At 46.2% G+C, this 24,018-nt stretch carries 18 protein-coding genes; 17 read left to right on the top strand and 1 reads right to left on the bottom strand.

What is annotated here, in order from left to right; genetic code table 11:
• Positions 1 to 349: 349 nt before the first annotated feature.
• The 10 genes from R2J37_RS10115 (at position 350) to R2J37_RS10070 (ending at position 10,689) form a co-directional block, all read left to right on the top strand.
• Positions 350 to 2,272, top strand: coding sequence for an oxidoreductase (locus R2J37_RS10115; RefSeq protein WP_230105869.1), 1,923 nt, complete (start codon positions 350 to 352; stop codon positions 2,270 to 2,272).
• A 23-nt stretch (positions 2,273 to 2,295) separates the two neighbouring features.
• Positions 2,296 to 2,844: a nuclear transport factor 2 family protein gene (locus R2J37_RS10110; RefSeq protein ID WP_230105870.1), complete on the top strand. Its 549-nt coding sequence runs from the start codon at positions 2,296 to 2,298 to the stop codon at positions 2,842 to 2,844.
• Between the two features lie 105 nt (positions 2,845 to 2,949).
• Entirely contained in the window at positions 2,950 to 4,065 is a 1,116-nt protein-coding gene (locus tag R2J37_RS10105) for a sugar-transfer associated ATP-grasp domain-containing protein (RefSeq protein ID WP_230107606.1), read from the top strand.
• Complete coding sequence (locus tag R2J37_RS10100; protein WP_230107607.1) at positions 4,049 to 5,104, top strand: sugar-transfer associated ATP-grasp domain-containing protein; 1,056 nt, start codon at positions 4,049 to 4,051, stop codon at positions 5,102 to 5,104. The genes R2J37_RS10105 and R2J37_RS10100 overlap by 17 nt, the downstream gene beginning before the upstream one ends.
• A gap of 46 nt (positions 5,105 to 5,150) precedes the next feature.
• Positions 5,151 to 5,984 carry a polysaccharide pyruvyl transferase family protein gene (locus tag R2J37_RS10095; RefSeq protein WP_316264833.1) on the top strand — a complete coding sequence of 278 codons (834 nt, stop codon included), beginning with the start codon at positions 5,151 to 5,153 and terminating at the stop codon, positions 5,982 to 5,984.
• An 11-nt stretch (positions 5,985 to 5,995) separates the two neighbouring features.
• Positions 5,996 to 6,874 (top strand): glycosyltransferase family 2 protein, encoded by an 879-nt coding sequence (locus tag R2J37_RS10090; RefSeq protein ID WP_256195063.1) that lies wholly within the window; start codon positions 5,996 to 5,998, stop codon positions 6,872 to 6,874.
• Entirely contained in the window at positions 6,871 to 7,752 is an 882-nt protein-coding gene (locus R2J37_RS10085) for a glycosyltransferase (RefSeq protein WP_230105873.1), read from the top strand. Before R2J37_RS10090 ends, R2J37_RS10085 begins: the two co-directional genes overlap by 4 nt.
• Positions 7,749 to 8,624, top strand: a complete 876-nt coding sequence (locus R2J37_RS10080; RefSeq protein ID WP_230105874.1) for an ATP-grasp fold amidoligase family protein — start codon at positions 7,749 to 7,751, stop codon at positions 8,622 to 8,624. Before R2J37_RS10085 ends, R2J37_RS10080 begins: the two co-directional genes overlap by 4 nt.
• Positions 8,625 to 8,635: 11 nt before the next feature.
• Complete coding sequence (locus R2J37_RS10075; RefSeq protein ID WP_316264832.1) at positions 8,636 to 9,619, top strand: sugar-transfer associated ATP-grasp domain-containing protein; 984 nt, start codon at positions 8,636 to 8,638, stop codon at positions 9,617 to 9,619.
• A 2-nt stretch (positions 9,620 to 9,621) separates the two neighbouring features.
• Complete coding sequence (locus R2J37_RS10070; RefSeq protein ID WP_230105876.1) at positions 9,622 to 10,689, top strand: sugar-transfer associated ATP-grasp domain-containing protein; 1,068 nt, start codon at positions 9,622 to 9,624, stop codon at positions 10,687 to 10,689.
• Between the two features lie 47 nt (positions 10,690 to 10,736).
• On the opposite strand, the gene R2J37_RS10065 is transcribed toward R2J37_RS10070, so the two are convergent.
• Positions 10,737 to 11,267: a nuclear transport factor 2 family protein gene (locus tag R2J37_RS10065; protein ID WP_230105877.1), complete on the bottom strand. Its 531-nt coding sequence runs from the start codon at positions 11,265 to 11,267 to the stop codon at positions 10,737 to 10,739.
• A gap of 277 nt (positions 11,268 to 11,544) precedes the next feature.
• Between R2J37_RS10065 and R2J37_RS10060 the strand changes: the two genes are divergently transcribed.
• The 7 genes from R2J37_RS10060 to R2J37_RS10030 all read left to right on the top strand — a co-directional run bounded on the left by R2J37_RS10060 (position 11,545) and on the right by R2J37_RS10030 (position 24,016).
• On the top strand, positions 11,545 to 15,063 hold the full coding sequence (locus R2J37_RS10060) for a bifunctional diguanylate cyclase/phosphodiesterase (protein WP_316264831.1): 3,519 nt from the start codon (positions 11,545 to 11,547) through the stop codon (positions 15,061 to 15,063).
• Positions 15,064 to 15,082: 19 nt separating this feature from the next.
• On the top strand, positions 15,083 to 17,602 hold the full coding sequence (locus R2J37_RS10055) for a chemotaxis protein CheB (RefSeq protein WP_316264830.1): 2,520 nt from the start codon (positions 15,083 to 15,085) through the stop codon (positions 17,600 to 17,602).
• A 157-nt stretch (positions 17,603 to 17,759) separates the two neighbouring features.
• Complete coding sequence (gene pap, locus R2J37_RS10050; protein WP_230105880.1) at positions 17,760 to 19,286, top strand: polyphosphate:AMP phosphotransferase; 1,527 nt, start codon at positions 17,760 to 17,762, stop codon at positions 19,284 to 19,286.
• Positions 19,286 to 20,293: a deoxyguanosinetriphosphate triphosphohydrolase gene (locus R2J37_RS10045; protein ID WP_230107608.1), complete on the top strand. Its 1,008-nt coding sequence runs from the start codon at positions 19,286 to 19,288 to the stop codon at positions 20,291 to 20,293. Before pap ends, R2J37_RS10045 begins: the two co-directional genes overlap by 1 nt.
• A gap of 86 nt (positions 20,294 to 20,379) precedes the next feature.
• Positions 20,380 to 22,152 (top strand): DNA primase, encoded by a 1,773-nt coding sequence (gene dnaG, locus R2J37_RS10040; RefSeq protein WP_230105881.1) that lies wholly within the window; start codon positions 20,380 to 20,382, stop codon positions 22,150 to 22,152.
• A 39-nt stretch (positions 22,153 to 22,191) separates the two neighbouring features.
• On the top strand, positions 22,192 to 23,304 hold the full coding sequence (rpoD, locus tag R2J37_RS10035) for an RNA polymerase sigma factor RpoD (protein WP_230105882.1): 1,113 nt from the start codon (positions 22,192 to 22,194) through the stop codon (positions 23,302 to 23,304).
• Positions 23,305 to 23,317: 13 nt separating this feature from the next.
• A complete protein-coding gene (locus tag R2J37_RS10030) occupies positions 23,318 to 24,016 on the top strand; it encodes a tRNA (adenine(22)-N(1))-methyltransferase (RefSeq protein ID WP_316264828.1) in 699 nt (232 codons plus the stop codon).
• Positions 24,017 to 24,018: the final 2 nt, after the last annotated feature.

Raw genomic sequence — 24,018 nt, 5'->3', positions numbered from 1 at the left:
TGAGAAAGTATTTCTGTAAAACAGGACATTTATTTAAAAATCACTACAAAATTCAGAGAGAACTCTTGGCAATTAGACAATAGTGATATTAAAAATCGAAATTTTGTACATTGTTTGTATATAATAATCAAATTTTTGCTCCTGCAGGAATGTAAAGATAGTGTTAAAATTTAAACAACTTTTAAGGATTACAGCTATGTAATCTGTTCATCACCATTATAAAACTAAATACTGAAATGAAATACTATGAATTATATTCAAACATTTTCTGACAGGTAATTCCCGTATCTGCCAGAAGGAGGATACAGATGAAAGATCTGTATTAAGAAAAGAGAGGATGGTTTGGAAAATGAGTTATGACGCATTGTTTTCACCGATTAAACTGAGAGGACTGGAGCTGAAAAACAGAGTAGTTCTCCCGGGGATGAATACAAAGATGGCCAAAAACAAACATGATGTAGCGGAAGACCTGACAGGATATCATGGAGCGATCGCAGCAGGAGGCTGCGGACTGAATATTGTGGAGATTGCTACAATCTGTCCGGAATGTCACGCCTATCTGTATCTTGGCCTTTATAATGAGCACCACAGAGATGAGCTGAAGAAGATTGTAGATGCGATCCATGAAAACGGTGGAAAGGCTGCTGTGCAGATCTGGCATGGAGGATTTGTTCCCCAGGAGTTTTTTGATAAAACGAATAAGCTGGAAACACCGGACAATCTTACAGTAGAGCGTATTCATGAAATTATCAAACAGTACGGGCAGGCGGCAAAATTTGCCGTGGAAGCCGGATTTGATGCGCTGGAATTTCACGGAGCGCACACTTATCTGCCTCATGAATTTATGAATCCTTCTTTGAATCAGAGAACAGATGAGTACGGCAATCAGAGCCTGGAAAACCGCTGCCGCTTCAGTCTGGAGGTAATCCGGGAAATGCGTGCAAATATGCCGGATGATATGCCTTTGATCATGCGTATCGACGCCATTGATGAGATGCTTCCAAAGGTTACAACAGTAGAAGAAACCATCCAGTTTATCAACTGGGCAGAAGAAGCCGGCGTGGATGCCATGGATCTTTCCAGAGGGAATGCCCGCAGTCTTGCAACTGTTTATGAGGTTCCTCCTTATAATTTGGAGCCGGGATTTAATATGGATAATATTGCAGCAATAAAAAAAGGTATTCACATTCCTGTTATCGGAGTGGGACGTGTCAATATGCCGGGACTTGCAGATGAACTGATCCGCGAAGGAAAGATCGATATGATCGCGGTTGGAAGAGGACAGCTGGCTGATCCACAGTGGTGCAATAAGGCAAAAGAAGGCCGCGAGGAGGATATCCGCCGCTGTATCGGATGTACAGAAGGATGTTATGACAAGGTTATCGATCCGAATGCGAAACATATTACCTGTACGAGAAATCCTATGCTTTGTCTGGAATACAAAGGACTTCCAAAAGCTGAAACGCCAAAGAATGTTATGGTGATCGGCGGAGGTATCGGCGGTCTGGTTACAGCAGAATTTCTGAAAGCGCGGGGACACAATCCAACGATCTACGAAGCAGCGGAAAATCCGGGAGGAAGATTTGTGCTGGCAGGAAAAGCACCTAAGAAGCAAGAATTTGCTGCCGCTGTAGAATGGGAAATTGAGCAGTGCAGGAAGAAAGGTATTGAGATCAAGACTGGTACAAAAGTAACACCTGAGCTGATTGAAGAAGTAAAGCCGGACCATGTCATCATAGCAACCGGCTCTGAATATGTAAAACCGGATATTCCGGGAATTGATGGAGCAGACGTTGTTTCTGCAGAAGATATTCTGACAGATAAAGCAGAGGCCAAAGGAGAAGTGCTGATCCTGGGCGGTGGTCTGATCGGCTGCGAGACAGCCCAGTATCTGATCAACAAAGGCGTGAAGGATGTCCGTATTATGGATAAAAAGCGTGTCGGAAACAAGATGGGTATGCTGCGTACGATGTTCCTTGATATCGAGTATCCGGGCAAGACGATCCAGAAGAGCAACCGAAGCAATATCACAAGCATCGGCGACCATGAGATTACATATAAGTTTACAGATAAATTCAAAAAGACAAGCGAGAAAACCCGCCATTTTGACACTCTTGTAATTTCTGTAGGAACGACATCCCGGAAGACAGAGGATCTGAAAGCAAAATGTGAAGAATTGGGAATCGCTTATGATGTAATTGGTGACGCGAAGAAAGTAGGAATGGGTATTGATGCGACAGCCGACGCATACGCAGTTGGAATGAGCGTATAATACTAAGGAAAGGACAGGATATTATGACAATTGAAGAACGTCTTGAGGCATTGGAAAAAGAAGTGCAGCAGCTGAAGGATGTACAGGCAATTAAAGAACTGAAGAGCAGATATTTCTGCGCAATGGATACAAAGGACTGGGAAGCGATGGAAGCCACTATGGCGCCGGATATTGAGACATCATACTCTGATGGTAAACTGGTATTCCACGGTCCGAAAGAGATTACAAATTATCTGGCAGAAACGATGCCGAAAACAGAAATCACTCTGCATCAGGGACATAATCCGCAGATCTGGTTTGAGAGCGATACAGTTGCCTATGGAAAATGGTATCTGCAGGATGATCTGCTTTTTGATAAGGGCGATACTTATGAAGGCCTGGAGATCAGGGGGTCTGCTATTTACACAGATAAATATGTAAAGATTGACGGACAGTGGCTGATCCAGGATACCGGATATCTCCGTATTTTTGAGGAGTCATCCCAAAGAGATGCGACACACCGTGTTCGTATCAGTATGTTCCGCCCTGCTACAAAGAAAAAGAAAATCGCAAAAAGAAAAACAACAAAATAAGAAAGAAAAACAGCAAATATGCCGCTGTGCCTGTTTTGGTATAGCGGTATATTTGCAAAAACGGCGATTTGAACAGACAAGACGGGAAGAGAAGAGGTGGGAAAGATGCTGCGGGAATATCGCAGAAAAATTTACAAAAAAATCCGTTTTGAGACATGGTACCGCAAAGGTAATTATTATTGGCGCAAACGGGATAAGATGGATGAGATCATTGAGAAGTACAAAGGCCCGGAAGCCTTTGAGGACCGTCGGTATCTTCGCAGGCTGAAGAGGGATATGATCCGGAGTCTTTTTAAATATGGTTCTTACTACAGCGAATACTTTCTCTATGATTATGAAGGGAAAGATCCGGAATACCGGGCGTCTTTCATTACAGAAGGAATACGAATGAGTTTTTATCCCCGGATGAATAAACGAAAAAACACCGACATTTTGGAAAATAAATACAGGACGTATAAGAAATTTGAGAATATGTACAAGCGGGAAGTCATCCGCATCAGAAAAAATGAAGATCCGACCCAGGAAAATTTGAAAAAGCTGCAGGAATTTGCCGGCCGTCATGGTGAGTATGTAGTGAAACCGGTATATGCAGCATTTGGGAAGGCAGTGAGAATTGAAAATATCGCCATGTACGATTCGGTAGAAGACGCCCACGAGCATTACCGGAAATATGGCGCTGTTATAGAAGAAAAAATCGAACAGGGATGGGAGATGGCCCGCATACACGAAGGGTCCGTCAATACACTCCGCATTCCTACTGTTATTATCCGAAACGAAAAAAACGAGCCGGAGATCAGGTTGTTTCATCCTTCTCTTAGAATGGGAAGGGAGGGCAGCTTTGTAGATAATTTCAGCGCCGGCGGGATCAGCGCACTGATCGATCCGGACAGCGGAGTGATCTATACGGACGGCGCTGATAAAAAAGGTCACAGTTATGAGTGCCACCCGGACAGTAAAGTGAAGTTTAAGGGGTTCGGGATTCCCCGGTGGGAGGAAGCTGTAGCAATGGTAAAGGAAGCAGCGATGATGATCCCGGACAACCATTACTGCGGATGGGATCTGGCTTTTGCCAGGGACAGAGGCTGGTGCATGGTTGAAGCAAACTGTACGGCGCAGATGGGAGCTATGCAGATGGTGGAAAAAAAAGGACGCAGGCATGAGCTGGAGGATCTGATCACACAGATGCAGGAGAAGAGGGATTGTGATGAAGCAGTTAGATGAAGTCAAAAGATATCTGAACGCAAGGAAGCATATACGGCAATTTGCAGGTGAGTATGCAGAAAAATCCGGAGAGGATCCAAAAGATGTGGAGCGGGATATCCTGCAGGCTAAGAAGAGGAACCACATTTCATTTGCAGAATATGAATGGACGGGGTATTATCACCTGACTCCGGAACAGAAGAAGACAATCTCTACTCTTTGGACACGGATGGAATTTCGGAAGCAATTTACAGACAGACGTTACATCGGAATGCTTATGAATAAGTATATCTTTTCAAAAGTGTTTGGGGATTTTTATGGCCGATGGTGCATGCGTGCGTCTGAAGCAGATGCCAAAAGCTTAAGAGAAATGGCAAAAGAGAGCGGCCGTGTTGTTTACAAACCTAATTGCAAAGGAATGGGGCAGGGAATCCGCGTTCTTTCTGCCAGGACAGAGGAAGAGGCAAAGGAAGCTCTGCAATATATTCAAAAAAGCGGCGGCGGGATTGTGGAGGAGTATATCTGCCAGGATGATCTGTTAACCTCGCTGAATCCCAATGCCGTCAGTGTGATCCGGTTTTATTCTGCCAGTTCTCCGGAAGGCGAATTTCTCTTTGCTCCGGTGCTTACAGTGGCGCATAAGAATAAAATTTCCAACGGCTGCAAGGATGCACTGACTGCAATGGTGGATATCCGGACGGGAGAAGTGCTGACTGATGCAGTAGACCAGAACAGTGGGGAGATCTATCAGGCACATCCGTCCACCGGAATGGCATTCAAGGGATTGAAGCTGAATAATTGGGATAAGACGATCCAAATGATGCGACGGGCGCTGCCTCTTGGAAGAAAAATATCCAACATCGGATGGGATGTGGCTCTTACAAAAGAAGGACCGATCCTGGTGGAGGCCAATACAATACCGGGTTTTATGACGGCACAGTATGCAGGATTCGGATGGATCACAGACGGATACGGTTACCAGCCTCTCTTTGATGCGGTGCATGGCAAATCCTTTGAAGACGACGGACGTTATGAGAGAGTGGTCCTGAAGCTGGAATAGTGCAAAGGAGGCGGGATATCGCCGAATACAAAGAGGAGTTTGCAAGATGGCAGATAAGATCAGGGTATATTACAGTAAAATTCACAATATGGGAGATCAGCTGAATAAACTGATCATTGAGAAGTGCTTTGGCTATGAGACGGTACGCTGTTCTTTTCTGGAGGGAGAGATGTGTGCCATCGGAAGCTGCCTTGGAATGTATACCTTGCACGGCAGCGTGCCTATGCGGATACAGCAAAGGATCAACGGGATCCAAAAGCCCCATGTGTCCATCTGGGGAACTGGTTTTATCAATTATACAGACTGTGAAGGCAGCTTTTTTAAAAGAGATATGAATTTCTGCGCGGTTCGGGGAGAACTTACAAGAAAAGCAGTGGAAAAGATGAGGAAGAAAAGGCTGGATATTCCCACGGCAGACGCCGGGATTTTGGCGGCAGAAGTGCTGGAGAGCCTTCCTTCAAAGCGCTATGACGTAGGTGTCATCCCCCATCTTTGTGATCTTCAGGATCCCAGGGCGGCAAATCTTCATCAGGAGTATGAAAATGCCCGCTTCATCAGTGTGAAGGAGGAGCCGCTGGAGGTGATCCGGCAGATTGCAGAATGCCGTTTTATTCTTTCCAGCAGTCTTCACGGGCTTATTATAGCAGACAGTATGGGGATTCCCAATCTGCACGTGGAATTTGGAGACAGACTGTTGGGGGATGGATACAAATTCGACGATTATTATTCCGCTTACGGGTTGACACATAAGCCCTATGATATGCGTACAGAGCCCCTTCCGGAGCTTGCCTGGATCCAAGAACAGTACAGGATCCGTCCGGAAGCGGTGGAAGCAAAAAAGAAAGCTTTACGGGAAGTATTTCCTTTTCCGGTAAAGTAAGGAGTTGCCTTATGGAGAAAAAACTGATCACAGTGATCATTCCGACTTATAATAGGAAGAAAAAGCTTCTGGAATGCATCAGCAGCATCCTTGAGCAGACTTACGAACATATTGAAGTGCTGGTAGTGGATGATGCTTCTACGGACGGAACAGAAGAACTTTTTCAGAGAAAAACAGATCCCCGTCTCCGATACATACGTTATGAAACCAACAGAGGAGCCTGTTACGCCAGAAACTGCGGAGCTGCCCTGGCAAAAGGGGAATTGCTGGCCTTTCAGGACAGTGACGATCTGTGGCATCCTAAGAAGCTGGAGAAACAGTATGCATGGCTGCTTTCCAACAAAGCCGATCTGTGTTTCTGCGGGATGAACCGGATATCAGAGAAAGGTAGCCGGTTCTATTTTCCGGTACATCCTTTCAGGGCCGGCCATGAATTGGAGGCCTTTCTTGCAGAAAACAGAGCGGGAACACAGACTATGCTGATGTACAGGCATGTGTGGGAAAGGCTGCAGTTTGATGAGACGATAAAACGCTACCAGGACTGGGACTTTGGCATTCGCGCGGCAAAGCAGTTTGCACTTTGCTATCTGCCGGAAGCCCTGGTGGAATCTAAGGTGGGAGAAGACAGTATATCTGCCAGAGTGACTTCCTATCCCCATCTGCGAAGGCTGTACGATAAGCATGCGCTTTTGTACCGCCAGTATCCGGCCAGCGATGCAGTGATGAACCGGCGGCTGGGGAAGAGGGTGCATGCTGCAGATCCTGCTTTGGCAGCGGAGCATTTCAGAAAAAGTTTTGCCCTAAGCCATAGCTTCTATGATCTGGGCTATTGGACGGCAGATCGGATAAGGTCAGCAATGAAGGAAAGAGGGAGGAAGAGGGAAGGATGACAGCATTTGTAATACTGCATTACCGCGCGGTGGAGATGACAAGGACATGTGTGGAACGGATCCAGGCGCTGGATGGCAGCAAACATATTGTGATCGTGGATAATGCGTCTCCCAACGGGACAGGGCGTATCCTTAAGGAGGAATATGCCGGACAGGATAACGTTACCGTTCTTCTGAATGAAGAGAATGCCGGGTTTGCAAGAGGAAATAACCTTGGGATACGATGGGTGTGCACCCATCTTCCGGCACAGTTTACCGTTGTGCTCAATAACGATGTAGAAATCCGGCAGAAAGATTTTATTGTCAGGACAGAGGAAATTTATAAAGAGGATCCCTTTGATATCCTGGGACCGGATATTGTGTCGGTATTTTCCGGTATTCATCAAAATCCCAAGAGTCTGAAAGGATGTACGCTGGATTCGGTGAGGAAAAAGCGGGCAAATGTAAAACGGAGCACGCATCCTATCCTGCTTCTTTTAAGCAGTGGAGAGAAAAACAGTCCTCTGCTCTGGAAACATGTACAGCGGCGCCGAAGAGCGAAACAGTGTATTGATGTATCGGTTCCGGCAAAAAACGTAGTTTTGCATGGTTCCTGTGTGATTTTTTCCGAGCGTTACCTGAAATCGCATCCGGAACCTTTCTATCCCAAAACATATATGTATTATGAAATGGAAATTTTGGAATGGATGTGCAGGCGGGAAGGAAGCGTTGTGCGATATGATCCGTCCATTTGCGCATTGCATTATCAGCATGAGGCGTCCAGGCAGGAACTGAAGTCCATTATCAGAAGATCGAAATTTGTGATGGACTGCCTTCTGGATTCGCTGACGGCAGCAGAAGAGCTGATCCTTGAGACAGGCGGGGAGGAAAGGGTATGAAGAAAAAAAAGATCAGCAAAGCGGAGAGAAATTTTTTTGCGTTACTTTCTTTTTTCTCCCCGCGTATCAATACAGAACTGTTATTTTTTAAGAAATTCGGACGTTTGCCGGATCTTAAAAACCCTGTCACGCTCAATGAAAAACTGCTGAAATTAAAGCTGGAAGAATACAGAGACAGTGAACTTGTCAGAAAATGCGCGGATAAATACCGGGTGCGGGAATATGTCCGGGAGAGAGGACTTGAAAGCTGCCTGAATGCTATTGAGGCGGTTTATGACAGGGCAGAGGATATTGACTGGGATGCGCTTCCCCACAGTTTTGCAATGAAATGGAACTTTGGATGCAGTTATAATATTATCTGCCGTTCCAAGGATCAATTGGATAAAAAAGCAGCCAAAAGGCAGATGGAAAAGTGGGGGAGAGAGCCTTTTTGGGCATATTATTCAGAACTCCAGTACAGAGGTGTTGACAAGAAGATCATTGTAGAAGAATATATCGGAAGCCCGGAAGGGCTGCCTCCGGAGGATTATAAATTTTACTGTTTTCATGGACATGCCCACTGTGTTATGGTGTGTGCCGGAAGAGAGGAAGGATGGCCCAGATTCTACTTTTTTGACAGGAAATTTCAGCTTATGCGCATCAACCACGACGGGAAAGAAGCGCCGGATGATTTTTCTCTTCCCAAACCCCAGAGGGTTGAGGAGGCTTTTGAGATAGCGGACCGATTAAGCTGGGGGTTCCCTTTTGTGCGGGTGGATCTGTATTTGACAGAGCGGGGCGTACGCTTTGGCGAGATGACATTTACGCCGTCCGCTGCCTTGGATAATAAACGCCTTCCGGAGACAGATCTGCTCTTTGGAAGTATGGTGTAGGAGGAGCAGCTATGTCGCGATGGAATACCGGGAAAAAAACTTATCAGATGGCAAAAAGCCTGCGCCGGCAAAGAGGCGGTTTTACGGCGGTCTACCTTATGGATGCCTTAAGATGCGGATACCGCCATCAGGCTTCGCCGGAGAATTATTTTGTGCTCCGTTTCTATGAACTGGATGAAAGGGAGAGGGGGACTTACCTGACTTCCGGGCGGTCCTCTATGGCAGATCGCAGATTGAATCGGTTTATGACAAAAAAGAACAATCAGATACTGGCCAGCAAACATTTGTTTTACCGGCATTTTTCTGATTTTGTACGGCGGGAAAGTCTGTATGTGCCGGAGGTTTCTCTGACAGAATTTCTGAACTTTCTTGAGGCTCACGAAACTGTTGTGCTGAAACCGGACCGGGGGCTTATGGGGCATGGGATTGAGAAAGTACAGACAAAGGAAATAGAGGATAAAAAAGAACTCTATGAGAGATGTCGGGACGGCGGACTTTTGATAGAAGAAAAAATCCGACAGCATGAAGAACTGGAGAAGATCAGTTCCTGTGTAAATTCCATTCGTATTAACGCCGCCAGAGACAGTAAAGGAAAGATCCGGCTGATCGGAGCCTGTCTGAAATGCGGGGCAGAAGAGGCGGCCGCAGACAACTTTCATTCAGGCGGTATCGCTTATCCTTTGGATCTTAAGACAGGCACTGTCGCAGGGCCGGGGAGGAATAACAAAGAAATCCGGGACTATGAGCGGCATCCGGGATCCCTGGTCTATATGCCCGGATTTACAGTGCCCTGCTGGGATGCTGTCATTGCATGTGTCACACAGGCTATGGAACATATGCCCAAGGTCGGGTATATAGGATGGGACATTGCAGTTACTCCGGAAGGACCGGAGATGATCGAAGGAAACTGCCATTGGCCGGGTGGAAATATCATTCAGCTGGATGGGATAGGAAAGTATCCTCTGATACAAGAATGCTTGGAAGGAGTAGAGTGAAAATGAGTATTTTGACAGAAAACTATATTGTAAAAAACGTAAGGGCCTATCCGGTCCTGCGGGAAAAATTTATGGCTTACATGAAGGGAGTGAAAAATCTTCCGGAAGGGTTTCGTGAAAACAAGTTGTTTCACGACTATCTGAAAGTCAGAAGAAATAATCCGGAAAAGAGAGTATCCCAGAGCGAGTATATGATATTCGGATTTTATAATTTAAGTACAGGCGAGCAGAAAAAGTACCTTACGGATGTGGAGGCCACTCGTCTGATGCGGCCTTATAATAATGATTCAGAACCGTATCTGAAAAGCAAAGCTACGTTTCTGAAAAATTTTACACGTTTTATTCACCGGGGATGGCTTTATGTGCCAAAGGCAAGTTATGAAGAATTTTGTGATTTTCTCCATAAATATCGTACTATTGCCCTTAAGCCGCAGTATTCCAGCTGGGGAATCGGTTTTTTCAAACTGACGGAGGAAGAGTTCGCTTCAAAAGAGGATCCGAAAGAATTTTATCAGAAATTATGCGAGGGAAGATATCTTGCGGAAGAATTTGTACAATCCTGCAAGGAGCTGGCGGCATTTCATCCGTCGTCTTTGAATACGCTGCGTGTGATCACTTTCAGGAACGGGGACCGTTTTGAAGTCTTCGGCGGCGGTCTGCGAGTGGGAAATAACGGCCTTTGCGTAGACAATGCCCATGGAGGAGGAATTTTCTGCGAGATCGATCCGGAAAGCGGGAAGATCATCACCGATGGACTGGATGAATATTCCAACAGCTATGTTACCCATCCTATGACCGGAGTGCCTTTCAAAGGGATGCAGATCCCCCGCTGGAAGGAAGTGGTAGAGCTGTGCAAGGAGGCCTCCAAAGAGCTTCCCTGTCTTCGTGTGGTCGGCTGGGATGTGGCGATTCTGGAGGATGGTACTTTGGAACTGATCGAGGGAAATCACAGCCCGGGAATGAATATTGTGCAGGCACCTGCAAAGCATGGCGTCTATGAAAGGTTTTCTTCCATGCTCCTTGATTATTATGGTGAACCGGATCAATATGTGACAAAGCAATCTGCATAGATAACAGCCAGGTCTGTTGAAAGGCCTGGCTGTTATTGTTGGGGAAATTAAAGGTTTTCGATCTGCTCAAATACTTTATAGGATACATCCTTGCGGTTGTTCCGTTCCGTATTATAATTTTCAAAATCATGGTTTGGCACAAGACTCATAGTATTGTCTCCGGCTACCGTCCGTTCTACGATCAGCCATTTGCCGTCACGGCATTCCCAGAGATCAACGTCCCTGCATCTTGCCTCTACCGTAAAGCTGCCTTTGGAACCGTCCTTGTTTTTCTTTGGAAATTTACATGCCGCATACATATATGTTTCGCTGGCAGCTTTATTTCCGTTTACTTTGATGAGAATATTTGTCATCATATGGTGGGTTGAGATCATATGGCGGTGCTGCTTCAGCATATTGTCGATAAACTGGCGCCCGGTTCCGGATGGAAAAGTGGGGCCGTAATTTACTTTACTGTCTTCCGCAAATACGCTGTAGCCAAGTTCATTGTCGATACGATCCAGAGCGCGGCAGTATGTATAGATCTGGTCCCGGATCGCCTCCTTTGCAAGTAATACTTCCAATGCCTTATCGTCCATAACTGTTCCTCCTCTTAGATATTTATGATTGAAAATTATACCTCGTTCTCCGTGAAAATCCAAGAATATTGACTGAATAGTTTGGAAATGTAGTGGAATGTTTGACAATTTCCGGAAAAATGTAGGTGAAAATAAACTTTTTGGCTTGTTGTTAAAAAGCAGAAGGGAAAATGTCAGAAAAATATAGGGGGGGGGTGAAAGAAAAATGAAAAAATATTTTGATGTTGGCGAAAATTGTAGTATAATAGATATAAGTGGGTGCAATTGAACGGAAATTATGGAAAGAAAGGAAGAGGATATTGTGCTGGTGAAATATGAGGGACTTCAGCATGGATCGGAAAATATTCCATCAGAGCTGCTTTTACAGCATGTGGAGGGCGGAGTCACTCTTTTGGAAATCGGGGAAAAAATCAGGATAATTTATGCAAATCCGGGGTTGTATCGTATTCTGGGAATAGAAAAGGACAGTTGGCTTTTTCCCTGTACTCTGAAGGAGATCGGCCTGCAGCTGGATTATGAGGCGGATTACGGTATGTCTTTAAGACATGCGGCAGAAGGGAAAGCGGCAGCAGAAAATATCCACCGGATTTCGGCGGACGGGAAGAGGTGGCGCTGGATCCATGTGCGGGCAGTCAAAGTAGGACATACAGAGAATGGGAATCCCGTTATGCTGGAATTTTCTACAGATATTACAGAACTTATGGAAAAAGGGGAAAAGCTCAAAGAATGCAGCGAACGTCTCAAGGTGGCTTATGGACAGACGCCCCAGGTTCTGTGGGAAGTAAATATTGAACGAAAAGAATACGGTATTTATGATATCAGCACGCAATCTGTGCGGAAAGATACATGTATTTCCAATTTTCCGGAATCTATGATCGAAGATGGGGTTGTGCATCCGGATTCCTTCCGCCAGTTCCGCGAATTTGCAAAGGGGATTTTAGGCGGAAATGAAGCCGGATCGGGGAATTTTATCCTGAAAGATCCAAAGATGGGATGTTACGGATGGTTTACTTTATCCTACAGGATGATTTATGATACAGATGGATTCCCGGTAAAGGCTGTAGGCGTGCAGGAAAAATTCCCGGATATTTTCGGCTATAATACAGAATTCGAGAGGCGTCCGCTTCCGGAAGTGCTGCGTCACCATCTTGTGGCCAGGATCCGGGTAAATCTTACAACGGACCAGGTGGAAGAGGTATGGCTGAAAGGAATTGATCAGACTTCAGCTCACAAGGGGAGATCTTATTCGGAAATGATAGAGGGGGATGATCTTCTTCCTTTTATAAAAGGGGAGGGGCGGGAGTTCCAGGAAAGGTTCAGCCGGAAAAACCTGTTGAAAGCATATGAGAACAGTCAGCTATGGTCTTCCAGGGAATATCACAGAGTGGCAAACGGGGGACAGATCCGCTGGATGACGGACATGGTAAATCTCGTCCGCGACAAGAGAACAGATGAAATTTACATGTTTGCCTGTTTCAGCGACATTCAGCAGAGATATGAGTGGGAACAGCAGCTGGAACAGGATATAGAGCATGACATAGAAAATGGATTTTATAATATGAAGACAGCCCGCCTTTTGGCAGAAATGCTGATAAAGGAGAGAAAAAAGGCAGTCTGCGCCATGGCTTTGATCCAGATTAACGGCAGTTCCGGCGGAAACCAGGAGGAAGTGAAAAAACAGGAAGAACGGGAGAGGCATTTCATTTTTGTTGTTCTGTCACTGGCGATCGGAACCGACTGTATCATTGGGCAGTATAATCAAGACTCTATCCTTGTATTTTATCCGGACGTCGGGTCCAGGTATGAGATTAAAACGCGGCTGGAGGACGCTTTTGCTTATATCCGGGCAGCTATGAGCAGCATAAGCGGAATAGACGCCATGCGTTTGGTGGCGGGAGTCGTCACGGAAACAACAGAACAGGCGGATTACGACGTAATGGTCCTTCATGCCCAGTATCTGTGCGAAATGTGGAAAAACTCAGCGATAGATACAGTGGCTTTGCCTACAGGAGCAGAAAACTGGTCCTGGGTGGGAGGAAATGGAAAAGAAGAGGAAGAATTTCAGACAGAAGAGGCAGAAGAGGAATTGTCCGTCAAAGAGCAGAAGGCGGCTCTGCGCTGTTATACTTCCATGCTGCGGGCGGATTCGCTGGAGCAGTCTGTCAAAAGCTCCATGAGCTGTATTGGCGATTACTACCGGGCAGCCAGAGTTTATATCCTTGCACTGGCGGAAGACAGGCAGACGGTAACGATCCAGTATGAGTGGAAGAAGCCCGGGAAGCCCAGTATCCGTCATGTGATGTCAGGGGTTCAGGTAGAGAAGATCCCCCTGCTTAAGAAATGTCTTGAGGAAAACCGGCCGGTATTCTCAAAGCATAAGCTCTCGCTGAGTAAAGAAAGGGACGAAGAGGACTCCTGGAATTTTATCGTATTCCCTACAGAAGAAAGACAAAAAATAACAGGCTTCCTTTGTGTGGAGAATCCCAAGAGACATTCGCGCCAGTCCTCCTTACTGAAAGAAGTGGTGCCGTATCTGAAAAAAGAGGAAAGCCGGTTCCGGTTCCGTCCACAGATCAGAAGCGGGGCAGTACAGGATATGGTTTCAGGTCTTCCTAATCTTCGGGCCTGCAAAGAGATGATCAACAGTATTGATTCTGCAAATTACAGCTCCATGGGGGCTCTGGCAATCGATATCCCGAATATATCTGATATAAACAACAGTCTGGGATTCCATTACGGAAGGGAGATGCTGGCCTATATCGTGGAGGCTTTGATAGGCGTATTCGGGCAGTGTTTTATCTTTCGTACCTGGGATGCAGAGTTTGTTATCCTGTATCCCAATACGATCCTGGAAGTTTTTGTGGGAAGATGCAGCAGGCTTAGATCCCGTGTCCAGCGGCGCTATCCGGGCGAGATCCGTATCGGATATACCTGGTCAGACGGGGCTTTTACAGCAAAAAATCTGGTGCGCGAGGCACGGTCCATCATGAGATGCGAAACGGTTGAGAATGCAGGGGGAGACGGAAGAGATTTCTTTGGGGAGCAGGAAGAGCGGACCGGTGAGATGCAAAGAAGATATATCCCCTATTTCCAGCCGAAAATCGATATGAGAAACGGAAAACTGGCCGGCGCCGAGGCACTGGTGCGCGGAGTGGATGCAGAAGGAAACATTATTGCTCCGGGGCAGTTTATTGAGGAGCTGGAAAATAGCGGAAAGATCCGGGATCTGGATCTGTTTATGCTGGAAAGTGTCCTTCACCAGATGAGCGAATGGAAGAAGAAGGGGCTGGAGCCTGTCCGTGTCTCGGTGAATATGTCCCGCGTTACGCTGTTTAACCCCACGATACTTGCTTCCGTACTTGCGATACAGAGTCATTATCCGGAAATTGCAGCAGATCAGATCGAGCTGGAAATTACAGAAACGGCAGGCGATGTGGAAACGGCGCCCCTGTCCGGCATCGTAAATAATTTCGGAGAATATGGTATCCGGTTCGAATTGGATGATTTTGGATCGCATTATGCCAATATGACCGTTTTCAGCAATATTAAATTTGATACGGTGAAGCTGGACCGGAGTCTGGTAGCTGATCTGCCGGACAATGAGATCAGCTGTATGTTGGTGGAAAATATCATCAAAATCTGCCGGAATGTAGGGATGCGCTGTGTGGCGGAAGGAGTGGAAACGCATCGGCAGGAAGAGGCATTGTTAAAAGCGGGATGTGTTTACGGACAGGGCTATTACTATAACAAACCGTTACCGCCTCAAAAATTTGAAGAGATTTATTTAAGTCAGTAACAGATGGAGGAAATCTAAGATGGCAAAGAAAAGAAGTATGGATACCATACAGAAGAAAGATGCGAAAGCTTCATTCATAGTTGGCCTGGGGGCATCGGCAGGAGGGCTGGAAGCCCTGCAGCAGTTTTTTCAGCAGATGCCTGCCAACAGCGGTCTGAGCTTTGTTGTGATCCAGCATCTTTCTCCTGATTATAAAAGCCTGATGGCAGATATTCTGGGGAAATATACGGAGATGGACGTCAGACAGGCAGAAAATGAAATGGCAGTTGAGCCGAACACAGTTTATCTGATCCCTCCCAAGAAGAATCTGACACTGAAAAACGGAAAGCTGATGTTGACAGAATATATACATGGGACACTGAATCATCCGATCGATGTGTTCTTTGCTTCTCTGGCGGAAGAAAAGGGAGGAAAGGCGATTGCAGTCGTGCTTTCAGGCACCGGTTCAGACGGGACAAGCGGTATAAAGACAGTGAAAGAGCATGGAGGACTGGTGATCGTACAGTCTCCGGGAACGGCGAAGTTTGACGGAATGCCCCGCAGCGTGATAAATACGGGACTTGCGGATTTTATTCTTTCACCGGATGAGATTGTGGATGAGATCCTGAATTTTTCTAATTATCCCGATCTGATCCGGTTTGAAGACCATGAGGTATTTCTTTCGGATGAGGAGACATTCTCTCAGATTTATGCGATTTTAAAAAAGGCCAGCGGCATTGATTTTACTAATTATAAACGGACAACTGTTATGCGCCGTATTGAAAGAAGAATGGTCATTACCCACAGGGTCAGCCTGTCGGATTATGTAAAAATGCTGGGCGAAAACCTGGAGGAAGGCAATATACTGGCGAAGGAGATTTTGATCGGTGTTACAAATTTTTTCCGGGACGCTGCCTTTTTTGAAAAGCTGAAATATCATGTCATATATGATATTGTAGAGAGAGCTGATATAAATGAGCCGATCCGGGTGTGGAGCGCCGGTTGTTCTACCGGGGAGGAAGCCTATTCTATTGCTATTTTGTTCCGGGAAGTGCTGGAAGAGATGAACATTCAAAGGGATGTGAAGATTTTCGCCACAGATGTGGATGCCAAGGCAATCGAACAGGCTGGAAAAGGAGTTTTCACAGAGAGTATATTGGAAGACGTGTCAGGGGAACGTCTTGCGAAATATTTTACAAAGAAAAATGACCAGTATGTGATCTCAAAGGAAATCCGAAGGATGATCATTTTTGCACCGCACAATATGCTTTCTGACCCGCCCTTTGGGAAACTGGATCTGATAAGCTGCAGAAATGTAATGATCTACTTCCAGCCGGTACTGCAGAAGTCTCTGTTTTCCATTTTTCATTCCGCGCTGAAAAGCGGAGGGTATCTTTTCCTTGGAAAGAGCGAGACGGCAGGCGAATACAGCAGTGTGTTCAAACCTGTGTGCGGGGCGGAGAAAATCTATCTGCATAAAGGAGAAGGAAAGGTGGATGAATTTACGCCTCCGTCTTTTAATATCCCTAATGTGAATACGATTTCTCCCCGGATTGCCAGCTCTGTAGACAGGGAGGGAGCAGAATATGCTTTTGAAAATACGTATATTCATTTTATGGAAAACTTCCTTCCGGCTTCTGTCATTTTGAATGAAGCAAATAATGTGATCCATTTCTTTGGAAATTATCAGGATTATATGTCCATTGCACCGGGAAAAGCCACTTTCAATTTTTTCAGCATGATCAATGAAGACCTAAGTCTTGTGGCTTCTACGGCTTTAAATCGCTGCAGATCAGAAAAAATTGCAGTTACTTATACCGGAATCACAGTAGACTGTGTAAATGGAAGGGAGAATATTAATCTGACTGTCAGCCCGATTTACGGGAAGAATAAGGCAGATACCGGACTGATCGCAATCCTTTTTATGAAGGATGAAAAGATAGAAATGGAAGGCGTGACAGAAAAGTACGATGTGGATAAGACGTCAGCCCGCCGGATTGCAGATCTGGAACAGGAACTTCACGAATCCCAAAATGACCTGAAATCTACGATCGGAGAACTGGAAACTGTCAATGAAGAATTGCAGGCGGCCAATGAGGAGCTTTTGACAGCGAATGAAGAGCTGCAAAGTTCTAATGAGGAACTGCAGTCCGTCAATGAGGAACTCTATACTGTAAACACGGAATACCAGCAGAAACTGGATGAGCTGACAATGCTTACGAATGACCTGTCCAATTTCCTTTCTTCCACTATGATAGGAATCCTTTTTGTGGACAGCAATTTGAATATCCGTAAATTTACGGAATATGTAGGCCGGGAGTTTCAGCTGATGGATCACGATGTAGGACGCTCCCTCCAGATTTTTGCACACAGTTTCCCGGCGGAAGATATCATCAAGGATGCCGGGGAGGTCTTGAAAAACCTGGTGCCTATAGACCGTGAGGTGACAGGAATGAACGGGCGGTTCTATACCTTGAGGATCGCACCTTACCGGACAACGGAGAACAATATCCGCGGTCTCGTTATTACAATTATTGACAGTCTGGGAGCACAAAAATAGCAGAAGAAATCGAGAAAAAATCTGAGGAAGGGGTATTTTTCCATGCCCCGCCACAGATTTTTTCTTTTTGCTCTTTTTTGCAGAAAAGTGCAATAAATTCTGTAAAATATTGTATAATAGAAGAAAAAATCGAGAAAATTGAAGGGAGGGTCCGCTTATGCTCGAAAAACTGGATTTGTCAAAGAAGATGGAAAAAGAAATTTACAGATCAGAAATGGAAAAACTGATTCCAAGACTGGGAAAGCTTCAGAGAAAATGTAAAGATTTGAATATTCCGGTGATGATCGCCTTCGAGGGATATGGAGCTGCCGGAAAGGGAGTTCAGATCAGTAAACTGATACAGGCGCTCGATCCGAGAGGGTTTCAGGTATATGCCGTAAAAGGCGAGACGGAAGAGGAGAAAATGCATCCCTTTTTGTGGCGTTTTTGGACAAAGCTCCCTCCCAAGGGAAGAATTGCGATTTATGATACCAGCTGGTACAGAAGAGTGCTGATCGATCGTTTTGATAAAAAGATAAAAAAATCAGAACTTTTTGATGCATATGAAGCCATCCGTTCTTTTGAAAAACAGCTGACAGATGACGGCATGGTAATCATTAAGATTTTTCTTGCCATTGACAAAAAAGAGCAGAAAAAGCGGTTTGATAAGCTTCTGTCTTCTAAAGATACAGCATGGAGAGTGAGTGAAGGCGACAGAAAGAGAAATGAAAAGTTTGAAAAGTACGAGGCAATGAATGAGGAGATGCTCTCCCGCACAGACAGTGAAAATGCGCCATGGCACATCGTGGAGGCAGTAGACCGCCGGTTCGCTACAGTAAAGATCTATTCCATTGCAGCAGAGACCCTGGAGAGACAGATAGAGGCAGTGGAGAAAAAGAGTGAGCACAGCCGGGATAGGGCAGAAGAGGAGAAGGAACCAAAAGACAACGGTAAAGAGGAGATGAAGCTGACAGAGTCTATTTTGGCAAAGGCGGATCTCTCTCTTTCCTATACGAAGGAAGAGTATGAAAAGAAGCTGAAGAAACTTCAGAAAAGGATCGAAGAGCTTCACGGAGAGCTGTACAGAAAGAGGATTCCTGTCGTGCTGGCCTTTGAGGGGTGGGATGCCGGCGGAAAAGGAGGAGCCATTAAGCGCCTGACAGCAAAAATGGATCCCAGAGGTTATGTGGTCCATCCTACAGCATCACCAAACGCGGTGGAGAGGCAGTACCATTATCTGTGGCGGTTTTGGCGCTCCATGCCCAAGGCGGGCCATATCGCTGTCTTTGACAGAACATGGTACGGAAGGGTTATGGTAGAGCGGATCGAGGGATTCTGCACCGAAGAGGAATGGCGGCGGGCATATAAAGAAATCAATGACATGGAGAGAAATCTGACGAAGGAGGGTGTGTTGATCCTGAAATTCTGGATGCAGATTGATAAGGATGAACAGGAAAGACGCTTCCGGCAGCGTCAGGAAAATCCGGAAAAGCAGTGGAAAATTACGGATGAGGACTGGCGGAACCGGGAAAAATGGGACCAGTATGAAACGGCAGTGAACGAGATGCTTGTACGTACTTCTACTGCAGAGGCACCTTGGATCGTGGTAGAGGGGAATGATAAATACTATGCAAGGATCAAAGTACTGGAAACTGTTGTAAAGGCCATAGAAGAACGGATGGAAACAGGGGGCGGGAAAGCATGATGAATATCAGGGAAGAGCTGGAAGAGCGGGAAAAGGAATATTTAAGTCCCTATGCATCTTTAAGCCGGAAATCAAAGGGGAGGAAAAGACCGGAACCGGAGTGCGATATCCGGCCGGTATTCCAGAGAGACCGGGATCGGATCCTTCACTGCAAGTCCTTTCGGAGACTGAAACAAAAAACGCAGGTTTTTCTTCTGCCGAAGGGGGATCATTACCGGACAAGAATGACGCATACGCTGGAAGTATCTCAGAATGCCAGGACGATCGCAAAAGCGCTCCGGCTCAATGAGGAACTGGTAGAAGCCATTGCCCTGGGACATGATCTGGGTCATACTCCTTTTGGTCATGCAGGAGAGCGGGCGCTCAATCAGATGTGCCCGGATGGATTCCGGCATAATGAGCAGAGTGTCCGCGTAGTGGAAATCCTGGAAAAGCAGGGGAGAGGACTGAACCTTACCTGGGAAGTAGTGGATGGTATTTTGAACCATAAGTCCAGCGGAACGCCTCATACACTGGAAGGGGAGATCGTGAGACTCTCCGATAAGATCGCCTATATCAATCACGATATTGATGATGCGGTACGAGGCGGAATTTTGAAGGAAGAGGATCTTCCGGCAGAATATACGGATGTGTTGGGGCATACGACCAGAATGCGTCTGAATACCATGATCCATGATGTGGTGAGCCACAGTATGGGACAGCCGCGGATCGTCATGTCTGATGAAATACGGGAGGCGACGATGGGCCTTCGAAAGTTCCTGTTTGAACATGTTTATCAGAATCCGGCGGCAAAAGGGGAAGAGACAAAGGCGGTCAATATGATTATTAATCTGTACGGATATTATATGGATCATATTGAACTTCTCCCGGAACAGTACCTGGTAATGATAACAGAAAAAGGGGAAACAAAGGAGAGAGTTGTATGTGATTATATAGCGGGAATGACCGATTCCTATGCGGTAAAAAAATTTCAGGAATATTTTATTCCGGAATCTTGGAAAAATTAAAGGAAATAAAGAAGTTTTGTCGAATATTAATAATGAGGGCTTTTTTTCCCTCTGGATTTATGTATAGAAAAGGATGATGTCAGCACATGTATTATCCGGATGAAGTGGTAGAAGAGGTTAGACTGAAAAATGATATTGTAGATGTGGTCTCCGGGTATGTAAAACTTCAGAAAAAGGGAAGCTCTTATTTCGGGCTTTGCCCTTTCCATAATGAAAAGTCCCCTTCTTTTTCCGTCAGCAGAGATAAGCAGATGTACTATTGTTTTGGCTGCGGAGCGGGAGGAAATGTCTTTACATTCATTATGGAATACGAGAACTATTCTTTCGTGGAAGCTCTGAAATTTCTGGCGGAACGTGCCGGAGTGGAACTGCCGGAGCAGGAGTACTCCAAAGAAGCCAAAAGGCGGGCAGATGAGAAAGCTGTCCTGCTTGAGATCAATAAGCTGGCGGCAAAATATTATTATGCGCAGCTTAAGGCTCCCCAGGGGAAAACGGCTTACGAGTATCTGAAGGGAAGGCAGCTGGGAGATGATACCATCACCGCATTTGGACTAGGGTATTCCAACAAGTACAGCGACGATCTGTACCGGTATCTGAAAACGAAAGGGTATACAGACGACATTCTTTTTAAAGCAGGACTGATTTCCTTTGACGAAAGACATGGACCCTATGATAAATTCTGGAACCGTGTTATGTTTCCCATTATGGACGCCAATAACCGGGTGATCGGATTCGGCGGACGGGTGATGGGGGATGCGAAGCCAAAGTATCTCAATTCGCCGGAGACGCCTGTTTTTGATAAGAGTCGCAATCTGTATGGACTTCACAGGGCACGTACATCCAGAAAACCCTATTTTCTTCTGTGTGAGGGGTATATGGATGTGATCTCGCTCCACCAGGCAGGATTTACCAGCGCGGTAGCGTCTCTTGGAACAGCGCTTACGCCGGGACATGCTTCCTTGATCAAGCGGTATGTCAATGAAGTATATCTTACTTATGACAGCGATGAGGCGGGAACCAAGGCCGCTCTGAGGGCAGTTCCCATTCTGAAGGAGGCAGGGATCACCGCCAGAGTGATCCGCATGGACCCTTATAAGGATCCCGATGAATTTATTAAGAATCTGGGAGCGGAGGCCTTTGAGGAAAGGATTCATAAAGCCCGGAACGGTTTTATGTTCAGCCTGGAGATGGCGGAGAAAAACTATGATATGGGATCGCCGGAAGGGAAGACAGATTTTCTGAAGGAGGCAGCGAAGAAACTGACTCTTTTTGAGGAAGAAATTGAGCGCAGCAATTACATAGAGGCGGTGGCAAAGACTTACGGGGTGAATGCAGACGACTTGAGAAAGCTGGTGACAAAGACAGCGATCCGGGACGGGCTTGCCAAGCCGGCGGAAAAACCGCGTTCCACAAGAAAGCAGGAAGAAAAGGAGGATGGCCATCTGAAATCCCAGAGGATCCTTCTTACCTGGATGCTGGAGGGAGAGGAAATTTTCCGGCAGATCAGGAAGTATGTGTCACCGGAGGATTTTACGGAAGAGCTGTATCGTCAGGTGGCAGAGCTTTTATACCGGCAGTATGACGAAGGAGCCGTAAATCCTGCCCAGATCATGAATCATTTTACAGACGAGGAAGAACACCGTCAGGTGGCAGCCCTGTTTCATACAAGGATACGGGAACTTTCCACAGTAAGAGAACAGGAGAAGGCTCTAAAGGAAACGATCCTGCGGGTGAAAGAATACAGCATCGAGAAAGCGGCCCGCAATCTGGACCCCGCAGATATGGCGGGACTTCAGAAGCTGATGGAGGAGAAGCGGATGCTTCAGACACCTGAAAAACTGCATATTTCTATTAATTAAGGATAAAATATAAACAAGCAATGAGAGGATGGACACTGCATGGAAGAGAACATTGTAAAATTTGAGGAAAAGCTGAAGGATCTTCTTGCCCTTGGAAAGAAGAAAAAGAGTATTCTGGAAATCCAGGAGATCAATGATTTTTTCTCAGATATGGAGCTCAACTCTGAGCAGATGGAGAAGGTATTTGATTATTTGGAAGCAAACAATATTGATGTGCTCCGGATCAGTGCAGACGATGATGCGGACGATGATGTGGAGATCATGCTTTCGGACGAGGACGAGGTAGATATTGAAAAGATCGATCTGTCTGTTCCGGACGGAATCAGTATTGAAGATCCTGTGCGTATGTACTTAAAGGAAATCGGAAAGGTGCCGCTTCTTTCAGCAGAGGAAGAAGTGGAGCTTGCAAAGCGCATGGCAGAAGGAGACGAGGATGCGAAGAAGCGTCTTGCAGAAGCTAACTTAAGGCTGGTAGTCAGCATTGCGAAACGTTATGTGGGAAGAGGGATGCTTTTCCTGGATCTGATCCAGGAAGGCAACTTAGGACTGATCAAGGCCGTAGAAAAATTTGATTATGAGAAGGGCTTTAAATTCAGCACCTATGCTACATGGTGGATCCGCCAGGCGATTACAAGGGCTATTGCCGACCAGGCAAGAACGATCCGTATTCCGGTTCATATGGTAGAGACCATCAATAAATTGATCCGTGTGTCCAGACAATTGCTGCAGGAACTGGGGCGTGAACCCACGCCGGAGGAAATTGCCGAAGAGTTGGACATGCCGGTGGAGCGTGTGCGGGAAATTCTGAAGATTTCCCAGGAGCCGGTGTCTTTGGAGACTCCGATCGGAGAAGAAGAGGACAGCCATCTTGGCGACTTCATACAGGACGACAATGTGCCGGTTCCGGCAGAGGCAGCAGCGGCAACGCTTCTGAAAGAACAGCTGGATGAGGTGCTTGACACCCTGACAGAGAGGGAGCAGAAGGTATTGAGGCTCCGGTTCGGTATGAACGATGGCCGTGCCCGCACTCTGGAGGAGGTAGGCAAAGAATTTGATGTTACAAGAGAGCGTATCCGCCAGATTGAGGCTAAAGCGCTCAGAAAGCTGCGCCATCCAAGCCGCAGCAGAAAATTAAGAGATTATCTGGATTAAGGAAGAGGCGCCTATGGAACTATCAAAAAGACTGTCTGCCGTGGCAGGTCTTGTGACAGAGGGCGCCTCTGTTGCAGATATTGGCACGGATCACGGTTATATTCCGATCTACCTGGCCCGGAAATGCAAAGAGGGAAAATGGATCGCCATGGATATCAATTCCGGTCCTCTCGAGCGGGCAAAGGAGCATATCCGGGAATATGGCCTGGAGGAAAAGATTGAGACAAGGCTTTCAGACGGACTTTCAGCATTAAAGCCGGGAGAAGTACATACAATGATCGCAGCGGGAATGGGAGGAGGTCTTGTCATACACATTATGGAAAAGGATCCTTCCGTGACTGCTAAGATCCGGGAGTTTATTTTGCAGCCGCAGTCAGAAATCTCAAAAGTCCGGTTTTATCTGGAGGAGAGCGGCTACCGGATTGTTTGTGAGGATATGGTGGAAGAGGACGGAAAATATTATCCCATGATGAAAGCGGTTCATGGGAAGGAAGAGAAACCCTATGAAGAAGAGGAACTTCTTTATGGAAGGGAACTTTTGAAAAGAAAGCATCCGGTTCTTAAGAAGTATCTCTTTCGTGAGAGACAGATCCGGGAAGGGATCCTTGGGGAGTTAAAGAAAGTGGAAAATGAGAGGGCGAGGATCCGGGAGAAAGAGCTGGAACATGAGCTGAAAATAATAGAAAGAGCACTGCAAAGATACGAAAAGTAAAG

It is taken from the genome of Claveliimonas bilis (assembly GCF_030296775.1).
Lineage (GTDB): Bacteria > Bacillota > Clostridia > Lachnospirales > Lachnospiraceae > Claveliimonas > Claveliimonas bilis.
This window is presented reverse-complemented; position numbering and strand designations above follow the sequence as displayed.

Coding starts and splice junctions, on each gene's coding strand:
- dnaG (WP_230105881.1), top strand. CDS start 20,380: ATGTATTATCCGGATGAAGTGGTAGAAGAGGTTAGACTGAAAAATGAT.
- R2J37_RS10060 (WP_316264831.1), top strand. CDS start 11,545: ATGGAAAGAAAGGAAGAGGATATTGTGCTGGTGAAATATGAGGGACTT.
- R2J37_RS10055 (WP_316264830.1), top strand. CDS start 15,083: ATGGCAAAGAAAAGAAGTATGGATACCATACAGAAGAAAGATGCGAAA.
- R2J37_RS10110 (WP_230105870.1), top strand. CDS start 2,296: ATGACAATTGAAGAACGTCTTGAGGCATTGGAAAAAGAAGTGCAGCAG.
- R2J37_RS10075 (WP_316264832.1), top strand. CDS start 8,636: ATGTCGCGATGGAATACCGGGAAAAAAACTTATCAGATGGCAAAAAGC.
- R2J37_RS10085 (WP_230105873.1), top strand. CDS start 6,871: ATGACAGCATTTGTAATACTGCATTACCGCGCGGTGGAGATGACAAGG.
- rpoD (WP_230105882.1), top strand. CDS start 22,192: ATGGAAGAGAACATTGTAAAATTTGAGGAAAAGCTGAAGGATCTTCTT.
- R2J37_RS10045 (WP_230107608.1), top strand. CDS start 19,286: ATGAATATCAGGGAAGAGCTGGAAGAGCGGGAAAAGGAATATTTAAGT.
- R2J37_RS10105 (WP_230107606.1), top strand. CDS start 2,950: ATGCTGCGGGAATATCGCAGAAAAATTTACAAAAAAATCCGTTTTGAG.
- R2J37_RS10070 (WP_230105876.1), top strand. CDS start 9,622: ATGAGTATTTTGACAGAAAACTATATTGTAAAAAACGTAAGGGCCTAT.
- R2J37_RS10065 (WP_230105877.1), bottom strand. CDS start 11,267: ATGGACGATAAGGCATTGGAAGTATTACTTGCAAAGGAGGCGATCCGG.
- pap (WP_230105880.1), top strand. CDS start 17,760: ATGCTCGAAAAACTGGATTTGTCAAAGAAGATGGAAAAAGAAATTTAC.
- R2J37_RS10090 (WP_256195063.1), top strand. CDS start 5,996: ATGGAGAAAAAACTGATCACAGTGATCATTCCGACTTATAATAGGAAG.
- R2J37_RS10115 (WP_230105869.1), top strand. CDS start 350: ATGAGTTATGACGCATTGTTTTCACCGATTAAACTGAGAGGACTGGAG.
- R2J37_RS10095 (WP_316264833.1), top strand. CDS start 5,151: ATGGCAGATAAGATCAGGGTATATTACAGTAAAATTCACAATATGGGA.
- R2J37_RS10100 (WP_230107607.1), top strand. CDS start 4,049: ATGAAGCAGTTAGATGAAGTCAAAAGATATCTGAACGCAAGGAAGCAT.
- R2J37_RS10030 (WP_316264828.1), top strand. CDS start 23,318: ATGGAACTATCAAAAAGACTGTCTGCCGTGGCAGGTCTTGTGACAGAG.
- R2J37_RS10080 (WP_230105874.1), top strand. CDS start 7,749: ATGAAGAAAAAAAAGATCAGCAAAGCGGAGAGAAATTTTTTTGCGTTA.